This window comes from Rhizobium sp. BT03 (assembly GCF_030053155.1).
Classification (GTDB): domain Bacteria; phylum Pseudomonadota; class Alphaproteobacteria; order Rhizobiales; family Rhizobiaceae; genus Rhizobium.
Genome location: NZ_CP125642.1, coordinates 545184 through 559700, shown reverse-complemented (window position 1 = coordinate 559700; position 14517 = coordinate 545184). Strand labels below are relative to the sequence as shown.

Sequence of the window (14517 nt, the reverse complement as noted above, 5' to 3'; positions counted from 1 at the left end):
GTTCCAATCTCCAAAAATGTCGTTGCAATCTCCGAGGCGTGCCCTCGTCCAGCGAAGGACGCTTGAGGTGCCCAGACACCGACAGCCTCCAACCCAAATTCGCTGATGTCCACATCGGAAGCTTGAAGCATGGACCGCCCAACCACCGCCCGACTTTCAAACGGTCTCCGACTGCTGACTGGCCCCACTCATCACCCTATGCTAGGGGACGGTTCTTTCAACTGAGGCGAAACCGTCATGCTGCCCTGGATCCAGCTCGATTCCGCGACCATTCCCGGCGAAGGCGGCGAACTCAGGCTGAAGCAGCGCGGCAGCGAGTTCTCGATCATGCTCGGCGCCAACGAGCTGATGAACAGCCGCCTCAGCGGCTCGGAGGAAGCGCTGGCGACGCTTTCCTGGGAACGGATCAAGTCGCATCCGAAGCCGAAGGTGCTGATCGGCGGGCTCGGCATGGGGTTCACCCTGCGCGCCGCTCTTGCCATCCTTCCCGGTGATGCCGGCGTCACCGTCGCCGAACTGGTGCCCGCTGTCGTCGCCTGGGCGCGCGGGCCGATGGCCGAGGTCTTCAAGGGCTGTCTCGACGATCCGCGCGTCGCCATCCATCAGGGGGATGTTGGCGAAGCGATCCGTGCCGGCAAGAACGCCTATGATGCGATCCTGCTCGATGTCGACAATGGCCCGGATGGGTTGACCCGCAAATCCAACGATCGGCTCTATGATTTCGCCGGCCTGCGCGCCGCCCGCGATGCGCTTCGCCCCGGCGGCGTGCTCGCCGTCTGGTCGTCTAGCCAGGATCCTGCTTTCACGCGCCGGCTTGGGGACAGCGGCTTTTCCGTCGATGTCGTCAATACCCGCGCCGGCCGCAAACGCGGCGCCCGTCACGTAATCTGGCTGGCGGTGAAGCCGGCCCGCTGACGAAGATCAACTGCCCGAAGCGATCCTGCGGGCGGCGTTGATGGCGCGGCGGGCGCCGGAGCGCAGTTGTGTAGTCTCGGCGCCGGCGATGACCAGGTCGAAGCCGAATTTCAGGAGTTCGCCGGCCCGCTCGCCATCGGCGCCAAAGGCGCAGGCGAATTTGCCGTGGGCGCGGCAGCGCTCGACGGCATGCTGCATGGCGCTATCGATTTCGGCAGCGTTCGGCGCCACCTGATCGCCGTTCGACAGCGCAATCGAAAGATCGGAAGGGCCGATGAAAATGCCGTCGATGCCGGTCACGCCGAGAATGCCGTCGATCGCATCGAGCGCGGCGCGGGTCTCGATCATGGCGATGGCGACGGTGAGCGCGTTGGCGTTCTTCAAATAATCATCGCCCGACAGGCCGGTATGGTTCAGCGCCAATGACGGCCCCCAGCTGCGCTCGCCGACGGGCGGATATTTCGTCGTCCGGACCAGGGCTCTCGCATCGTCGGCCGAATTGATCATCGGCGCGATGATGCCCGAGGCGCCGGTATCGAGCAGCCGCGAGGCGGAAGCGAAATCGCCGACCGGGATGCGCGCCAGGGCCGGCTTGCCGGCCAGACGCACCTGCGCGATGCCATTGGCCGCCGACGGCATGTCCCACATGCCGTGCTGCATATCCAGCACGACGGCATCGAAGGCCTCCTGCGCCAGATGGTTGACGAGCAGCGCGTCGGGAATGCCGACCCAGGCGGAGATCATGCCGGCCCGGCTGCCCCTGATCCGGTTCGCAAAGCCGTCGATGTCAGTTGCACCCATGCCATTCTCCTCAATTCGTCAGCGCCCAGCGGCGGCTCACACTCTCCGGCGCAGCCGCGAGACGATGATCATGAGGGCAACGCCGGCTGCGGCCAGAAGAGCACCCCACAGCATCCAGATCGTTTGGGCGATCATGAAGCTCGAGGCCGGATAGGGAAAATAGCCGCTTCCCTGCCCGATCCAGATCAGCCCGAGGAGGACCATAAGCAGTCCGATGATATATCCGATCGTTCGCATGCTTGCGTCACTTTCGCTAGGGATTCGCTCCCACAATGTCGGTCGGCGTCGCCGATGACAAGGCTCCCCCCGGCGGGAAATGCAGCCGTTGCTAACTGCTCCGCTTCACCTCGTCCAATAGCCAGGCAATGAGCCTCTCGCTGTGAGCGCTTGGAGACCGCGGCGGCACCAGCCAGTAGCCGCGGTCCTGCGCCTCGAGCGGCGGGCCGGCCTCGACCAGCATGCGGGCGGAGAGCAGCGTATCGACGAGCCCCATCCAGCCGATCGCCACGCCCTGCCCGCTCAGCGCCGCCTGAACGACCAGTGAGTAGGTATTGAAGCTGATATCGCCGCGGCCGGCATTGATGTCGCGCAGGACGGAGAATTCGGTCAAATAGCTGCGCCAGTCGAACCAGGGTGATGGCATCGGCGTGTCGAGATGGATCAGCACTGCCCTGGCAAGTTGCCTCGGATCGTCGAACGGACCGTTGCGGTCGAGAAATCCCTGCGTGCAGACCGGCACGACCTCTTCCGGCAGCAGAAGCGTGCCGATGGCGCCGAATTCCGCCCGCGTGCCGAAAACGACCGCGACATCCGCCTCGTCGCGAAAGCCGGCTGAAAATCGCTGCGTCGCGACGATCTGGATGTCCGTTTCCGGGTGAAGAAGACGAAAGCCGTCCATGCGCGGGATCAGCCAGAGCGATGAAAAGGCATAGTCGGTTCTCAACCTGACGACCGGTCTTTGCGCTTCGGCGCGGAAACTGCGGGCGAGCGCATCGATGTCGCCGACCGCCTTGGCGGCGACGTCGAGAAGCCGCTCGCCTTCAGCAGTCAGCGTCACGCCGCGATGCTGGCGGCGCAGCAGGCTGACGCCGAACTGCTCCTCCAGCCGGCGGATCTGATAGCTGACGGCCGGCTGGGTAAGCCCGAGCACCACCGCTGCCGACGAAAAGCTCCCGAGTCTGGCGACCTCGACGAAGATGCGCATCCATCCAAGCTCAAGCGGGTGCTCTGGCATAAAAATTCCTTTGATGAGATATCGAAAAAAGCCAGCTTTACAGGAACGATGATAGGCGTTTCAATAAAATCTGCAAATATCATAGAGGAACGACATGACGCGCCCGAATATTCTCATCCTGATGGTCGATCAGTTGAACGGGACCCTCTTTCCCGATGGGCCTGCCGATTTTCTGCATGCGCCGCATCTGTTATCATTGGCGGAGCGTTCCGTGCGCTTCGCCAACACCTATACGGCAAGCCCGCTCTGCGCACCGGCGCGGGCCTCCTTCATGTCCGGGCAATTGCCGAGCCGGACGCGCGTCTACGACAATGCCGCCGAATTTGCCTCCGACATCCCGACCTATGCGCATCATCTGCGCGCCAGCGGATATCAGACGGCGCTATCGGGCAAGATGCATTTCGTCGGCCCCGACCAGTTGCATGGTTTCGAGGAGCGGCTGACGACGGATATCTATCCGGCCGATTTCGGCTGGACGCCCGACTATACCAAGCCCGGCGAGCGCATCGACTGGTGGTATCACAATCTCGGCTCGGTGACCGGCGCCGGCGTTGCCGAGATCACCAACCAGATGGAATATGACGACGAAGTCGCCTACCACGCCACCCGCAAACTGTTCGATCTGTCGCGGGGCCATGACGAACGCCCCTGGTGCCTGACCGTCAGCTTCACCCATCCGCACGACCCCTATGTCGCGCGCCGCAAATTCTGGGACCTCTATGAGGATTGCCCGGCCCTCGACCCGGCGGTGGCGCCGATCGCCTTCGAGCGGCAGGATCCGCATTCGCAGCGGCTGATGAAAGCCTGCGACCACGATGCTTTCGACATCAGCCCGGAAGAGATCCGGCGGGCAAGGCGGGGCTACTTCGCCAATATCTCCTATGTCGACGACAAGATCGGCGAGATTCTCGGCGTGCTGGAACGGACCCGCATGGCCGACAACACCATCATCCTCTTCGTTTCCGATCATGGCGACATGCTCGGCGATCGCGGCCTCTGGTTCAAGATGAACTTCTTCGAAGGATCGGCGCGCGTTCCGCTGATGATCGCGGCCCCCGGCTGGAAGCCCGGGCGTATCGATCAGCCGGTCTCCACGCTCGACGTGACGCCGACGCTGGCGGCTCTTGCCGGGATCGACATCACCTCGTTGAAACCATGGACCGAAGGCGAAGATCTCGCAGGCCTTGCCGAAGGCACCGGCAGCCGCGGCCCCGTGCCGATGGAATATGCCGCCGAAGGTTCCGAAGCGCCGCTCGTCTGCCTCAGGGACGGGCGCTACAAGCTTTCGCTCTGCGAGAAGGATCCACCGATGCTGTTCGATCTCGAAGCCGATCCGCAGGAGCTCGACAATCTGGCCGGGAAGCCGGCGCATGCCGACACTCTGGCAAGACTTGCCGACCAGGCCGGCCGGCGCTGGAACCTTGCCGATTTCGACGCAGCCGTGCGCGAAAGCCAGGCGCGCCGCTGGGTGGTCTACGCCGCGCTGCGCAACGGCGCCTATTATCCCTGGGACTATCAGCCGCTGCAGAAGGCATCGGAGCGCTATATGCGCAACCATATGGACCTGAACGTGCTCGAGGAAAGCCAGAGGTTCCCGCGGCAGGAATGAGCGCGAAATCCGTTTGGATCAAGCCGTCCTGCGCGCCGGCGACTCGCGCAGGAAATCCTCGATGAACTGCTTTTGCAGCAGGATGCCGTCCCATTCGTCGGGGAAGAAGGGCGAGTCGTAGATCAGCGTGAAGGGTCCGGCATAGCCGGCCCGCTCGCACATCTCCAGGCATGTGCGGTAGTCGTCGGCATCGAGGCCGGCAACGGTGTAATCGGCCTTGGCATGGCAGATTTCCGCCCGGCGCATGATGTCGGCCAGACCTTCATATTTTGCGGGTGCCGCCCAATTGCCGAGGTCGCCGTTGAGGCCGACCTTGCCGTCCAGCCGATCCAGCAGCCAGTTCATCTCGACGGGCGACGGCAGCAGGTCGAACCAGTTTTCGACGACGATGCGCACGCCGCTGCCTTCGGCTCTTTCGGCCAGCCAGTTCAGATGACGGGCAGCACGGCTCAGGTTTTCCTCGACCGGCTTCTGCTTGCCGGCGATGACGCGCATCCTCTGCGCCCCAAGGGAAGCGGCGATATCGATCCACGGCGCCATCCATCTGACATCGCGTTCTCCAGTCTCGGGATGGCTCGGATCGCCGTCCTCGACGAGCAACGTCTGGAACAGCACGTTTGACGCCGTCATCGCATCGCGCAATTCGCTTAGATAGCCGGAATCGAGGCTCGGCAGATGAAAGGAGCAGATCTCCAGCCGGTTGAGGCCGCGCGCCGCCAGCGCCGCCGGCATGTCGATCAGTGCCGCGGCCCCCGGGCCATAGGGTTGCCTGGGCGCAGCACTTTTATCAGGATCGGGGCTATAGTCATAAACGGCGCCGAGCAGCCGATGCAGCGACCATGTCGAAACCGCGAAGCGTCCGTTTTGCAAGATCTGCACGTGCTTTCCTCCAGGATTTCCTCCTGCCATCAATCGCAATAAAAGCCCGGCGGTTCAATTGCCAATTAGGCGAAATCGCCACGAACGACCGGCTCGGCGGCGAGTGCGACCCCGAGCAGCGCCTCGTCGCGACGGGCGGTGGCCGAAAGCAGCAGACCGACCGGCATGCCTGAAGCACCCGTGCCGCAGGGGATGGAGACGCCGCACCAGTCGAGGAAATTGCCGAGCGCGGTGTTGCGCAGCGTCTTGTTGTTTGTCGCGAAGAACAGCTCGTCATCCTGTTCCAGCGGTCCGATCGGTGGAGCGACATGGGCGACCGTCGGAAAAGCGATGAGCCGGTCGCCGGCAAGGCGCTCGACATCGGCGATCAGGCGGCCGCGCGCCGCAAGGACCGCCAGGTAATCGGCCAGACTCGTCCTGCTTCCCAAGCGTGTGCGCATGACGACGCGGTGGTCCATCCTGTCCGCATCCGGTCCCGCGAGCCGCTCCCGATGCAATGCGAAAGCCTCCGCTGTGACCAGCGGGCCGTATCTCGTCATCAGATCGAAAATCTCGTCGAAGGCGGGAATGACCCTACGGGCAACATGGGCGCCGGCCCTTTGAAGACGTTCCAAAGCGGCCTCGAACGCAGCGATCACGTCAGGCTCGGCTCCGTCGAAGACGATATTGTCAGGCACGAGCAATTCCAGCCCCTGCAGCGGAGGCTCGACGACATCAGGCGCCGTGCGGCCGCGCATCGCCGCATCGATCCACACCGCATCCCGGACGCTGCGGCAGAGCGGCCCCAGCGAATCCAGGCTCTTGGCCAGCGGATAGACGCCTTCCATCGCATGACGGCCGCGGGTCGCCTTGTAGCCGACAATGCCGTTGAAGGCGGCGGGAATGCGCACCGAGCCGCCAGTATCCGTGCCCATCGCGACCGGCACCAGACCGGCGGCGACGGCGACACCGGCGCCGGAGGACGAACCGCCGGGAATGCGCGGCAGATCCGTGCTGCGCGGATTGACCGGCGTGCCGTAATGCGGATTGATGCCGAGGCCGGAAAAGGCGAATTCGCTCATATTGGTGCGGCCGATAGCGACCATGCCCGCCTGCCGGAGGAGACCGACGACGGCCGCATCGCGCCTGGCCGGCGCATCGGTGGCAAGCACGACGGAACCCGCCGTCGTCGCCAGGCCTTCGACATCGAAAAGATCCTTCCAGGCGATCGGAATGCCGTCCAGCAATCCGAGCGATCGGCCTTGGCGCAAACGCTTCGAGGAGGCCCGCGCCTCCTCCATCGCGCGGCTTTCCAGCAGCGTGGTGAAGACCGCCTTGTCGGCATAATCAGCGATGGTTCCGAAGACCGCCTCGGCCACGTCGACCGGATCGGCCGCGCCACCTTGAATGAGGACGGAAAGCTGGGCGACCGACATCGCGCCGAAGGATTTGCTCATAGGACGATCCACAGAAAGATGATCCTCTGGACTACCCCGGATCATTCCGGCGAGCCAGAGCATCACGATATTTTGCATTCATTAGGACGATTTTTTGAACACTGAGTTTGCAAATTGCCCCTTCAATTGCCGCGATTAAAGACACACATGCTGCACGCATGCGGGAGTCGGTCCGCCATGAGGGTTGAGAGTTTATTCTTGAGAGGCCGGCGTCGCATGTGTTGCAGGAGTTATTGAGATGACAGATTGTGAAACTTTGACCCGTCGCCAGGATATGGTGACCCTTCATGTGAAGGAGGATGAAACCGCCGGCTTGGGCGAGCGCGATTATGTGGAGCATGTCAGCGCCCAGAAACTTTCGGGCTTCGAGCGCATTGTCGTGGTCGCGGCGCTGGCTCTCTTGAGCTTTGTCGGTTTCGCCGCATATTCTTCCACCGAGACGGACCCGGTGACGACCTCGGCCATTGCCGCCCCCGCCGGTGACAGCGCGCCGCATCATCAGCCTTACGGCCATTGCCGTGAGAGCAGCCCTTATGCCGAAAGGGTCTGCTGAGGGCGCGTCCGGATAGAACCGCTCGCCGGGCATGGAGACCTTGGCCCAGGCTGCATAGTGCAGGAAAGGGAGGGACCATGGCCGGTGATATCGACTACAATCTCGACCGCTTCGTCGGCGCCCAGAACGGCGTCTACGAAAAGGCGCTTTCGGAACTGAAAGCCGGGCGCAAGACCTCCCACTGGATGTGGTTCATCTTCCCGCAGATATCAGGTCTCGGCACTTCGCCGATGGCGGAAAAATATGCGATCCGTTCCGCCGAGGAAGCCGCCGCCTATCTCGCCGATCCCATTCTCTCCAGCCGGCTGTTGCGCTGCGTCGAGGCGATCCTGTCCGTTGACGGCCGATCCGCGCATGAGATCCTGGGCTCGCCCGACGACCTCAAGCTGCGCTCGTCGATGACCCTGTTTGCCGCCATCAGCGACCATGGCTCGCCCTTCCACCGGGTGATCGAGCATTTCTACCAAGGGAAATTCGACGAGCGGACGATGGAAATCCTCAGGACTTAGATCATGCTCTCGCGGTCCGGCCTGCTTCCAGTGCGTCGATTTCGTCGGAAATTTCGCTCAGCCGCTGGCGCAGATCGCTGTCGGTGCCGTCATCAACCTCTTCCTCGCCGAAACAATAGCGCGCATCGTGAAGCTCCAGCTTGGCTTCGAGCTCGGCGCGTTTGGCATATAGGCGCTTGAGATAGACGTAGTTCATCTCCCGGTCTCCACTTGTCCTCCGGTGATGGAAAAACGGCGTGGAAGCGGTAAGGTTCCCGAAAGGACCGGTTCAGGCGAAAGAAGCGATCGCCGCGTTGCAGGCCTTGGCGAAATGACCGCAGCAGCTGGCAGCGCCCATGGCCTGGCGGCTGACACGCGCACCTTCGAGCAGCAGCGTCAGCGTATCGGCGAGAAGCTCCGGCTCGCGCGCATCGGCCGCCGAACAGAGCGCGGCAAGGCGATCACGCTGTTCGGCCTTGTGCCGCTCGATCATTTCATGGGCCGGATGGCCCTCGCCCTTCAGCTCGATGGCGGCATTGGCGAGATCGCAGCCGGCGGGCTCGCCGTTCAGACATTGCGCCCGCATTTCCACCCATGCGTAGAGCTGGGCGCGCGGATTGCCGGGATAGGCCGTCTCCAGATCGCGCCAGATGGCACCCGCCTTTTCGGAGGCGCGGCGCAGCGTCTCGCAGACGAGTTCGTCCTTCGAGCCGAAATGCCGGTAGAGCGTCATCTTGTTGGTCAGCGCCGCGTCGGCAATGGCATCGACGCCGATGCCGCGGATGCCGCGCTCGCGGAAAAGCTCCGATGCCGTTGAGACGATACGTTCCCGCGGCGGGATTCGATCCTCTGAAACGGCTGCGGAGATTTCATTCGAAGTTTCGGATTTTTTTGCGGACGTAGTCCTTGACATCAATGTGACCGATCGGTAACAAATGCATTGTTACTTACCGGTAACACCACGAAACGCGAAAGTCAATGTCGAGAACACGGCAGCGCACAGTGGAACACGGGCGACCGCCCACGAAAGGAGGACAAGCCATGAGAAAGACCAGAGACGACCTGACGATATCCGAAGCCCTTCGCGACCCCCTGATCGCCATGGTGTTGCGCGCCGACGGCGTGAAGCTTGAAGATTTCAAGCAACTCCTGGAAACGGCCGCCGGTAAACGCGAACCGCGCTCGACCTCGGTGGGCAACATCATCGGAGCGATCGCAAGCCGCGCCAATCTGCCGGCAATGCCCTGCTTCGGCTGAACAGCCCGCCTGAAAATTTCGGGGGATCTCTCCCTGCCCCCGTCAAGGGCTGCCGTCACAAAGAGGCGGCGGCCCTTGCCGCTTGATCGTAGTGCCCGGAAAGCGCCCGCAGCATGGCGGCCATCGCCGATGCCGCCGCGGCATCGAGCCCGAGGCCTTTCATAGACTCCACCAGCAGCGCTTCGCGCACTGCCCGGTATTTCAAGCAGATTTCAACACCCTTTTCGGTGGCGGCGATCAGTTTCTCCTTGCCCGCCCGTGTGCTCGTCACGAGACCACGCCTTTCCAGCTTCTTGATCGCGTAGATCACCAGATGCGTATCCTCGACGCCGAGCACGCTGCAGAGATCGCCGAGCCGCTTCGGCCGCTGCCGGTGGGCCACCGAATGCAGCACCAGCACGTCGATCGCAGCACAGCCGGGCTCGCCGGCCGCCGTCATGCAGCGCACCATCCAGCGATCGAAGGCATTGCCGGCGAGGATAAGGCCGAATTCCAGCTCGGAAAGCGCCGGAAGCGCGCCATCGGCCAGATGGGCTGAGGAGACGATCGGTCCGATACCCTGTTGTCCACGCCCATCCGCCATGTCACCCTCCACGATGCAAGAGCAGAAACGTTGACATTTTATCGATAAATCGTCAATAAATTCCAATTCAACAGGAGGTCGGACGATGGGCAGACAGTGGGATTTCTGGGTCGATCGCGGCGGCACTTTCACCGATATCGTCGCACGCCGTCCCGACGGTTCGCTGATCGCCCACAAGCTGCTCTCGGAAAATCCGGAGGCCTATCGCGATCCGGCCGTTCACGGCATCCGAGAATTGCTCGGCGTGGTCCCGGGCCAGCCGATCCCTTCCGGCCTGATCGGCGCGGTGAAGATGGGAACGACGGTCGCCACCAATGCTCTGCTGGAACGCAAGGGCGACCCGACCCTCTTGGTAACGACGAAGGGTTTCCGCGACGCGCTGGAGATCGGCTACCAGGCCCGCGCCGATATCTTCGCCAAGAAGATCGTCAAGCCGGAGTTGCTCTATGCCGATGTCGTCGAGGCCGACGAGCGTGTGCTGGCGGACGGCACGGTGGAGCGCGCCCTCGACGAGGATAGCCTGCGGCAGGCGCTCGAAGCCGCCTATGCGGAGGGGCTGCGCGCCGTCGCCATCGTCTTCATGCATGCCTATCGCTATCCCCTGCACGAGCAGCAGGCGGCCGCCATCGCGCGCGCGATCGGCTTCACGCAGATATCGCCGTCACATGTGGTTTCACCGCTGATCAAACTCGTCGGCCGCGGCGACACTGCCGTCGTCGATGCCTATCTGTCGCCGGTTCTCCGCCGCTATGTCGATCAGGTCGCGGCCGAACTCGGCACCGGCGAAGGCGAAGGCCCGAAGCTGATGTTCATGCAGTCCTCCGGCGGGCTGACCGACGCGCATCTCTTCCAGGGCAAGGATGCGATCCTCTCGGGGCCCGCGGGCGGCGTGGTCGGCGCGGTCGAGGTCTCACGCATTGCCGGTTTCGACAGGATGATCGGCTTCGATATGGGCGGCACCTCGACGGATGTGTCGCATTACGACGGCGACCTGGAGCGCGCCTTCGAGACCGAAGTCGCCGGTGTGCGGATGCGCGCGCCGATGATGAAGATCCATACCGTCGCCGCCGGCGGCGGTTCTATCCTGAGCTATGACGGTTCGCGCTTCCGCGTCGGCCCTGAATCGGCCGGCGCCACACCCGGCCCGAAATCCTATCGCCGCGGCGGCCCGCTCACCGTCACCGACGCCAACATCATGACCGGCAAGCTGCTGCCGGAATTCTTCCCTGAAATCTTCGGGCCGGGGCAGGACCAGCCGCTCGATGCCGAGGCGGTGCGCGCCGCCTTTGCCGAGATGGCGCAGGTGATCGGTGGTGGGCGGACGGCTGAGGATGCCGCCGACGGCTTCCTTGCGATCGCCGTCGAGAACATGGCCAATGCCATCAAGAAGATCTCGGTTCAGCGCGGTTATGATGTTTCCGGCTATGCGCTCACCTGCTTTGGCGGTGCCGGCGGCCAGCATGCCTGCCTTGTTGCCGACAGCCTCGGCATGAAGACCGTACTGATCCATCCCTTCTCCGGCATTCTCTCGGCCTATGGCATGGGTCTTGCCGATATCCGCGCCACGCGCCAGCGCGCGATGCTGACGGAGCTTGCGACGGCGTTGACCACGATCGCCGATATCAGAGCCGGGTTGGCCGAGGAGGTGCGCGAGGAATTGACGCTGCAGGGTGTCGAGGCTGCCTATATGGAGATCGTCACCCGGTTGCACCTGCAATATAAGGGCACCGACACTGCCCTGCCCGTCGCCTTCGGGCCGCAGGAGGAGATGGTGCAGGCCTTTGCCGTCGCCCACAAGAAGCAGTTCGGCTTCATCTTCGAAGACCGGCCTGTCGTCGTCGACTCCATCGAGGTCGAGGGCATCGGCGGCGGCGCCGATATCGAGGAGACGGATAGAGAGGCAAATGCCTTCGCGCCGGACGCGCTGCGCACGACCCGCTTCTATTCCGGCGGGACATGGCAGGAGGCCGGCATCTTCAAGCGCGAGGCGCTGAAGCCCGGCGCCGTCCTCAAAGGGCCTGCGCTGATTATCGAAGCGCATCAGACCATCGTCGTCGAAGCCGGCTGGCAGGCGCGGCTCACCGGCCACGACCATATCGTGCTTACCCGCGAGATCCCGCTTTCCCGTCATGCCGCGATCGGCACCAGCGCCGATCCCGTCATGCTCGAAGTCTTCAACAACCTGTTCATGGCGATCGCCGAGCAGATGGGCGTGACGCTGCAGAACACCGCGCATTCGGTCAACATCAAGGAGCGGCTCGATTTCTCCTGCGCCGTCTTCGACCGCACCGGCGCACTCGTCGCCAATGCACCGCACATGCCGGTGCATCTCGGCTCGATGGACCGTTCGGTCGAAACCATCATCCGCCTCAATGAGGGCCGCATCCGCCCGGGTGACGTCTTCGCGCTCAACGCCCCCTATAATGGCGGCACGCATCTGCCCGACATCACCGTCGTCACGCCGGTTTTCGACGATGCCGGAGAGGTGATCCTGTTTTACGTCGCCTCGCGCGGCCATCATGCCGATATCGGCGGCAAGGCGCCGGGCTCGATGACGCCGCGGGCGACCAAGGTCGATGAGGAAGGCGTGCTGATCGACAATTTTCTATTGGTCGACGAAGGCCGTTTCCGCGAGGCCGAATTCGCGGCCATGCTGACGGATCATCCTTATCCCGCCCGCAATCCGGCCCAGAACCTTGCCGACGTCAAGGCGCAGATCGCCGCCAACGAAAAGGGCGTTTGGGAATTGCGCAAGATGGTCGCCCATTTCGGGCTTGATGTGGTCGAGGCCTATATGGGCCATGTGCAGGACAATGCCGAGGAAAGTGTGCGCCGGGTGATCGCGCGCTTGAGCGACAGCGAATTCACCTATCCGACGGATCAGGGCGCCGTCATCAAGGTGAAGATCACCGTCGACAGGCAGGCGCGTGAAGCGACGGTCGATTTCACCGGCACGAGCGCGCAGCAGCCGACCAATTTCAATGCGCCGGAACCGGTGACGCGCGCTGCCGTGCTCTATGTCTTCCGCGTCATGGTCGAGCAGCCGATCCCGATGAATGCCGGCTGCCTCAGGCCGATCCGGATCATCGTGCCCGAAGGGTCGATGCTGCGCCCGGCCTATCCGGCCGCCGTCGTCGCCGGCAATGTCGAGACCAGCCAGCATGTGACGAATGCGCTGTTCGGGGCGCTCGGGACGCTGGCGGCAGCCCAGGGCTCGATGAACAACCTGACCTTCGGCAACGCCGCCTATCAATATTACGAGACGATCTGCGCCGGCGGCCCCGCCGGCCTCCTCAACGACGGCACCGGCTTCGGCGGCGCCGACGGCGTGCACGCGCATATGACCAATTCGCGCCTGACCGATCCTGAGGTGCTGGAATTCCGCTTCCCCGTCGTGCTCGAAGATTTCCATATCCGCCGCGGCTCCGGCGGAAAGGGGCAGTATAGTTCCGGCGGCGGCACGGAGCGCACCATCCGCTTTCTGGAAATGATGGATTGCAGCATTCTCTCCTCGCATCGAACGATCCGGCCTTTCGGGCTTTTCGGCGGGGAGGACGGGCAGTTGGGGAAAACCGAAATCCGCCGCGCGGACGGCAAGGTCGAAAGGCTTGAAGGCTGCGACCAGACAATGCTCGCCGCCGGCGACGCCGTGATCGTCACGACGCCGACCGGCGGCGGCTACGGCAGGCCGAACTGAAACACGTCGTATCAGATCGACCCGCTTCAGCTCCTTGTTTCATGCATGTCTTTACCTCGGAACCGCCAATTCCAGGCGACTTGCATCAAAGGATCGGCTTGCCGCCGGTGACCGCGATTGTCGTGCCGGAGACATAGCTCGACAAGGGATCGGCCAGCATCACATAGGCTGTCGCCAGCTCGGCCGGCTGGCCCGGCCGTTTCATCGGCACCTGCTTGCCGAAATTGCTGACGCTGTCTTCCGGCAGCGTCGAGGGAATGAGCGGCGTCCAGATCGGCCCCGGCGCCACGGCATTGGCGCGAATGCCTTTCTCGGCCAGAAGCTGGGCAAGACCGGCGGTGAAATTCTGGATCGCGCCCTTGGTCGTCGCATAGGCGAGCAGCGTCGGGTTTGGGCTGTCGGAGTTGATCGAAGCGGTGTTGATGATTGAACTGCCGGGTTTCATATGCGGGACGGCCGCCTTGGTCAGGTAGAACATCGCGTGGATATTGACCTTGAAGGTCAGTTCCCACTCGTCGTCGCTGATTTCGTCGATGCTCTTGAAGCTCGCCTGATGGGCGGCATTGTTGACGAGAATGTCGATACCGCCCAGCTCCTTGACCGCCGTCTCGACGATCTGCCGGCACAGAGCCGGATCCTGGATATCGCCGCTGACGAGCACGGCCTTGCGGCCGGCCTCCTCGACCAGCCGCTTCGTCTCGTCGGCATCCTCATCTTCGTCGAGATAGGAAATTACAATATCGGCGCCTTCCCTGGCATAAGCGATTGCCACCGCCCGGCCGATGCCGCTATCGCCGCCGGTGATGATCGCCCGCTTGCCCTTCAGCCGTTCGGAACCACGATAGGTTTTTTCGCCATGGTCGGGAACCGGGTCCATCTGCGCGGTAAAACCGGGCATCGGCTGTTTCTGGGACGGGAAAGGCGGTGTCGGATAATTCGTCATCATGACCTCCTGGGTTCAGGATCAAACTCAGGCTGCGGTTTGTTGTTCCAAGTTTTTGATGGAGTTCTTTCCGAGTGGGCACATCGTACAGAGCTGCCGCATTCCTCCGCACGATCAACCTA

The 14517-nt window shown here is 63.1% G+C and carries 15 protein-coding genes; 6 read left to right on the top strand and 9 right to left on the bottom strand.

The window, feature by feature from the left end; all coding sequences use genetic code 11:
• The first annotated feature begins 237 nt into the window (after positions 1-237).
• Positions 238-915, top strand: a complete 678-nt coding sequence (locus tag QMO80_RS27365; protein WP_283201001.1) for a spermidine synthase — start codon at positions 238-240, stop codon at positions 913-915.
• Between the two features lie 6 nt (positions 916-921).
• On the opposite strand, the gene QMO80_RS27360 is transcribed toward QMO80_RS27365, so the two are convergent.
• The 3 genes from QMO80_RS27360 to QMO80_RS27350 form a co-directional block, all read right to left on the bottom strand.
• Positions 922-1716 (bottom strand): HpcH/HpaI aldolase/citrate lyase family protein, encoded by a 795-nt coding sequence (locus tag QMO80_RS27360; protein WP_283201000.1) that lies wholly within the window; start codon positions 1714-1716, stop codon positions 922-924.
• Positions 1717-1752: 36 nt separating this feature from the next.
• Positions 1753-1953 (bottom strand): hypothetical protein, encoded by a 201-nt coding sequence (locus tag QMO80_RS27355; protein WP_283200999.1) that lies wholly within the window; start codon positions 1951-1953, stop codon positions 1753-1755.
• 91 nt (positions 1954-2044) lie between these two features.
• A complete protein-coding gene (locus QMO80_RS27350; RefSeq protein ID WP_283200998.1) occupies positions 2045-2950 on the bottom strand; it encodes a LysR family transcriptional regulator in 906 nt (301 codons plus the stop codon).
• Positions 2951-3044: 94 nt separating this feature from the next.
• Between QMO80_RS27350 and betC the strand changes: the two genes are divergently transcribed.
• Entirely contained in the window at positions 3045-4559 is a 1515-nt protein-coding gene (gene betC, locus QMO80_RS27345) for a choline-sulfatase (protein WP_283200997.1), read from the top strand.
• An 18-nt stretch (positions 4560-4577) separates the two neighbouring features.
• Here betC and QMO80_RS27340 read toward each other — a convergent pair whose 3' ends face one another.
• Together QMO80_RS27340 and QMO80_RS27335 are read right to left on the bottom strand one after the other, a co-directional pair.
• Positions 4578-5438 (bottom strand): sugar phosphate isomerase/epimerase, encoded by an 861-nt coding sequence (locus QMO80_RS27340; RefSeq protein WP_283200996.1) that lies wholly within the window; start codon positions 5436-5438, stop codon positions 4578-4580.
• A 65-nt stretch (positions 5439-5503) separates the two neighbouring features.
• Positions 5504-6874, bottom strand: a complete 1371-nt coding sequence (locus tag QMO80_RS27335) for an amidase (protein ID WP_283200995.1) — start codon at positions 6872-6874, stop codon at positions 5504-5506.
• Positions 6875-7148: 274 nt separating this feature from the next.
• Between QMO80_RS27335 and QMO80_RS27330 the strand changes: the two genes are divergently transcribed.
• Positions 7149-7427, top strand: coding sequence for a hypothetical protein (locus tag QMO80_RS27330; protein WP_283201238.1), 279 nt, complete (start codon positions 7149-7151; stop codon positions 7425-7427).
• Positions 7428-7504: 77 nt separating this feature from the next.
• Entirely contained in the window at positions 7505-7936 is a 432-nt protein-coding gene (locus QMO80_RS27325) for a DUF1810 domain-containing protein (RefSeq protein ID WP_283200994.1), read from the top strand.
• Between the two features lies 1 nt (position 7937).
• Here the strand turns inward: QMO80_RS27325 and QMO80_RS27320 are convergent, their stop codons facing one another.
• Together QMO80_RS27320 and QMO80_RS27315 are read right to left on the bottom strand one after the other, a co-directional pair.
• Positions 7938-8132 (bottom strand): hypothetical protein, encoded by a 195-nt coding sequence (locus QMO80_RS27320; RefSeq protein WP_003594637.1) that lies wholly within the window; start codon positions 8130-8132, stop codon positions 7938-7940.
• Positions 8133-8204: 72 nt separating this feature from the next.
• The gene (locus QMO80_RS27315; protein WP_283200993.1) at positions 8205-8828 is read right to left on the bottom strand and encodes a TetR/AcrR family transcriptional regulator; all 624 of its coding nucleotides are present in this window, start codon (positions 8826-8828) and stop codon (positions 8205-8207) included.
• Between the two features lie 128 nt (positions 8829-8956).
• Here QMO80_RS27315 and QMO80_RS27310 point away from each other — a divergent pair, with 128 nt between their 5' ends.
• Entirely contained in the window at positions 8957-9172 is a 216-nt protein-coding gene (locus QMO80_RS27310) for a hypothetical protein (protein WP_049735753.1), read from the top strand.
• A 55-nt stretch (positions 9173-9227) separates the two neighbouring features.
• Here the strand turns inward: QMO80_RS27310 and QMO80_RS27305 are convergent, their stop codons facing one another.
• A complete protein-coding gene (locus tag QMO80_RS27305; RefSeq protein ID WP_049735752.1) occupies positions 9228-9755 on the bottom strand; it encodes a winged helix DNA-binding protein in 528 nt (175 codons plus the stop codon).
• A gap of 85 nt (positions 9756-9840) precedes the next feature.
• On the opposite strand from QMO80_RS27305, the gene QMO80_RS27300 reads away from it, so the two are divergent.
• Positions 9841-13452: a hydantoinase B/oxoprolinase family protein gene (locus QMO80_RS27300; protein ID WP_283200992.1), complete on the top strand. Its 3612-nt coding sequence runs from the start codon at positions 9841-9843 to the stop codon at positions 13450-13452.
• Positions 13453-13537: 85 nt separating this feature from the next.
• Here the strand turns inward: QMO80_RS27300 and QMO80_RS27295 are convergent, their stop codons facing one another.
• Positions 13538-14395, bottom strand: a complete 858-nt coding sequence (locus QMO80_RS27295) for an SDR family oxidoreductase (protein ID WP_283201237.1) — start codon at positions 14393-14395, stop codon at positions 13538-13540.
• Positions 14396-14517: the final 122 nt, after the last annotated feature.

Excerpts from the sequence above, each read along its gene's own strand:
- QMO80_RS27325 (WP_283200994.1), top strand. The coding sequence starts at position 7,505 with ATGGCCGGTGATATCGACTACAATCTCGACCGCTTCGTCGGCGCCCAG.
- QMO80_RS27365 (WP_283201001.1), top strand. The coding sequence starts at position 238 with ATGCTGCCCTGGATCCAGCTCGATTCCGCGACCATTCCCGGCGAAGGC.
- QMO80_RS27300 (WP_283200992.1), top strand. The coding sequence starts at position 9,841 with ATGGGCAGACAGTGGGATTTCTGGGTCGATCGCGGCGGCACTTTCACC.
- QMO80_RS27350 (WP_283200998.1), bottom strand. The coding sequence starts at position 2,950 with ATGCCAGAGCACCCGCTTGAGCTTGGATGGATGCGCATCTTCGTCGAG.
- QMO80_RS27320 (WP_003594637.1), bottom strand. The coding sequence starts at position 8,132 with ATGAACTACGTCTATCTCAAGCGCCTATATGCCAAACGCGCCGAGCTC.
- QMO80_RS27295 (WP_283201237.1), bottom strand. The coding sequence starts at position 14,395 with ATGACGAATTATCCGACACCGCCTTTCCCGTCCCAGAAACAGCCGATG.
- QMO80_RS27330 (WP_283201238.1), top strand. The coding sequence starts at position 7,149 with ATGGTGACCCTTCATGTGAAGGAGGATGAAACCGCCGGCTTGGGCGAG.
- betC (WP_283200997.1), top strand. The coding sequence starts at position 3,045 with ATGACGCGCCCGAATATTCTCATCCTGATGGTCGATCAGTTGAACGGG.
- QMO80_RS27360 (WP_283201000.1), bottom strand. The coding sequence starts at position 1,716 with ATGGGTGCAACTGACATCGACGGCTTTGCGAACCGGATCAGGGGCAGC.
- QMO80_RS27335 (WP_283200995.1), bottom strand. The coding sequence starts at position 6,874 with ATGAGCAAATCCTTCGGCGCGATGTCGGTCGCCCAGCTTTCCGTCCTC.
- QMO80_RS27315 (WP_283200993.1), bottom strand. The coding sequence starts at position 8,828 with ATGTCAAGGACTACGTCCGCAAAAAAATCCGAAACTTCGAATGAAATC.
- QMO80_RS27310 (WP_049735753.1), top strand. The coding sequence starts at position 8,957 with ATGAGAAAGACCAGAGACGACCTGACGATATCCGAAGCCCTTCGCGAC.
- QMO80_RS27305 (WP_049735752.1), bottom strand. The coding sequence starts at position 9,755 with ATGGCGGATGGGCGTGGACAACAGGGTATCGGACCGATCGTCTCCTCA.
- QMO80_RS27355 (WP_283200999.1), bottom strand. The coding sequence starts at position 1,953 with ATGCGAACGATCGGATATATCATCGGACTGCTTATGGTCCTCCTCGGG.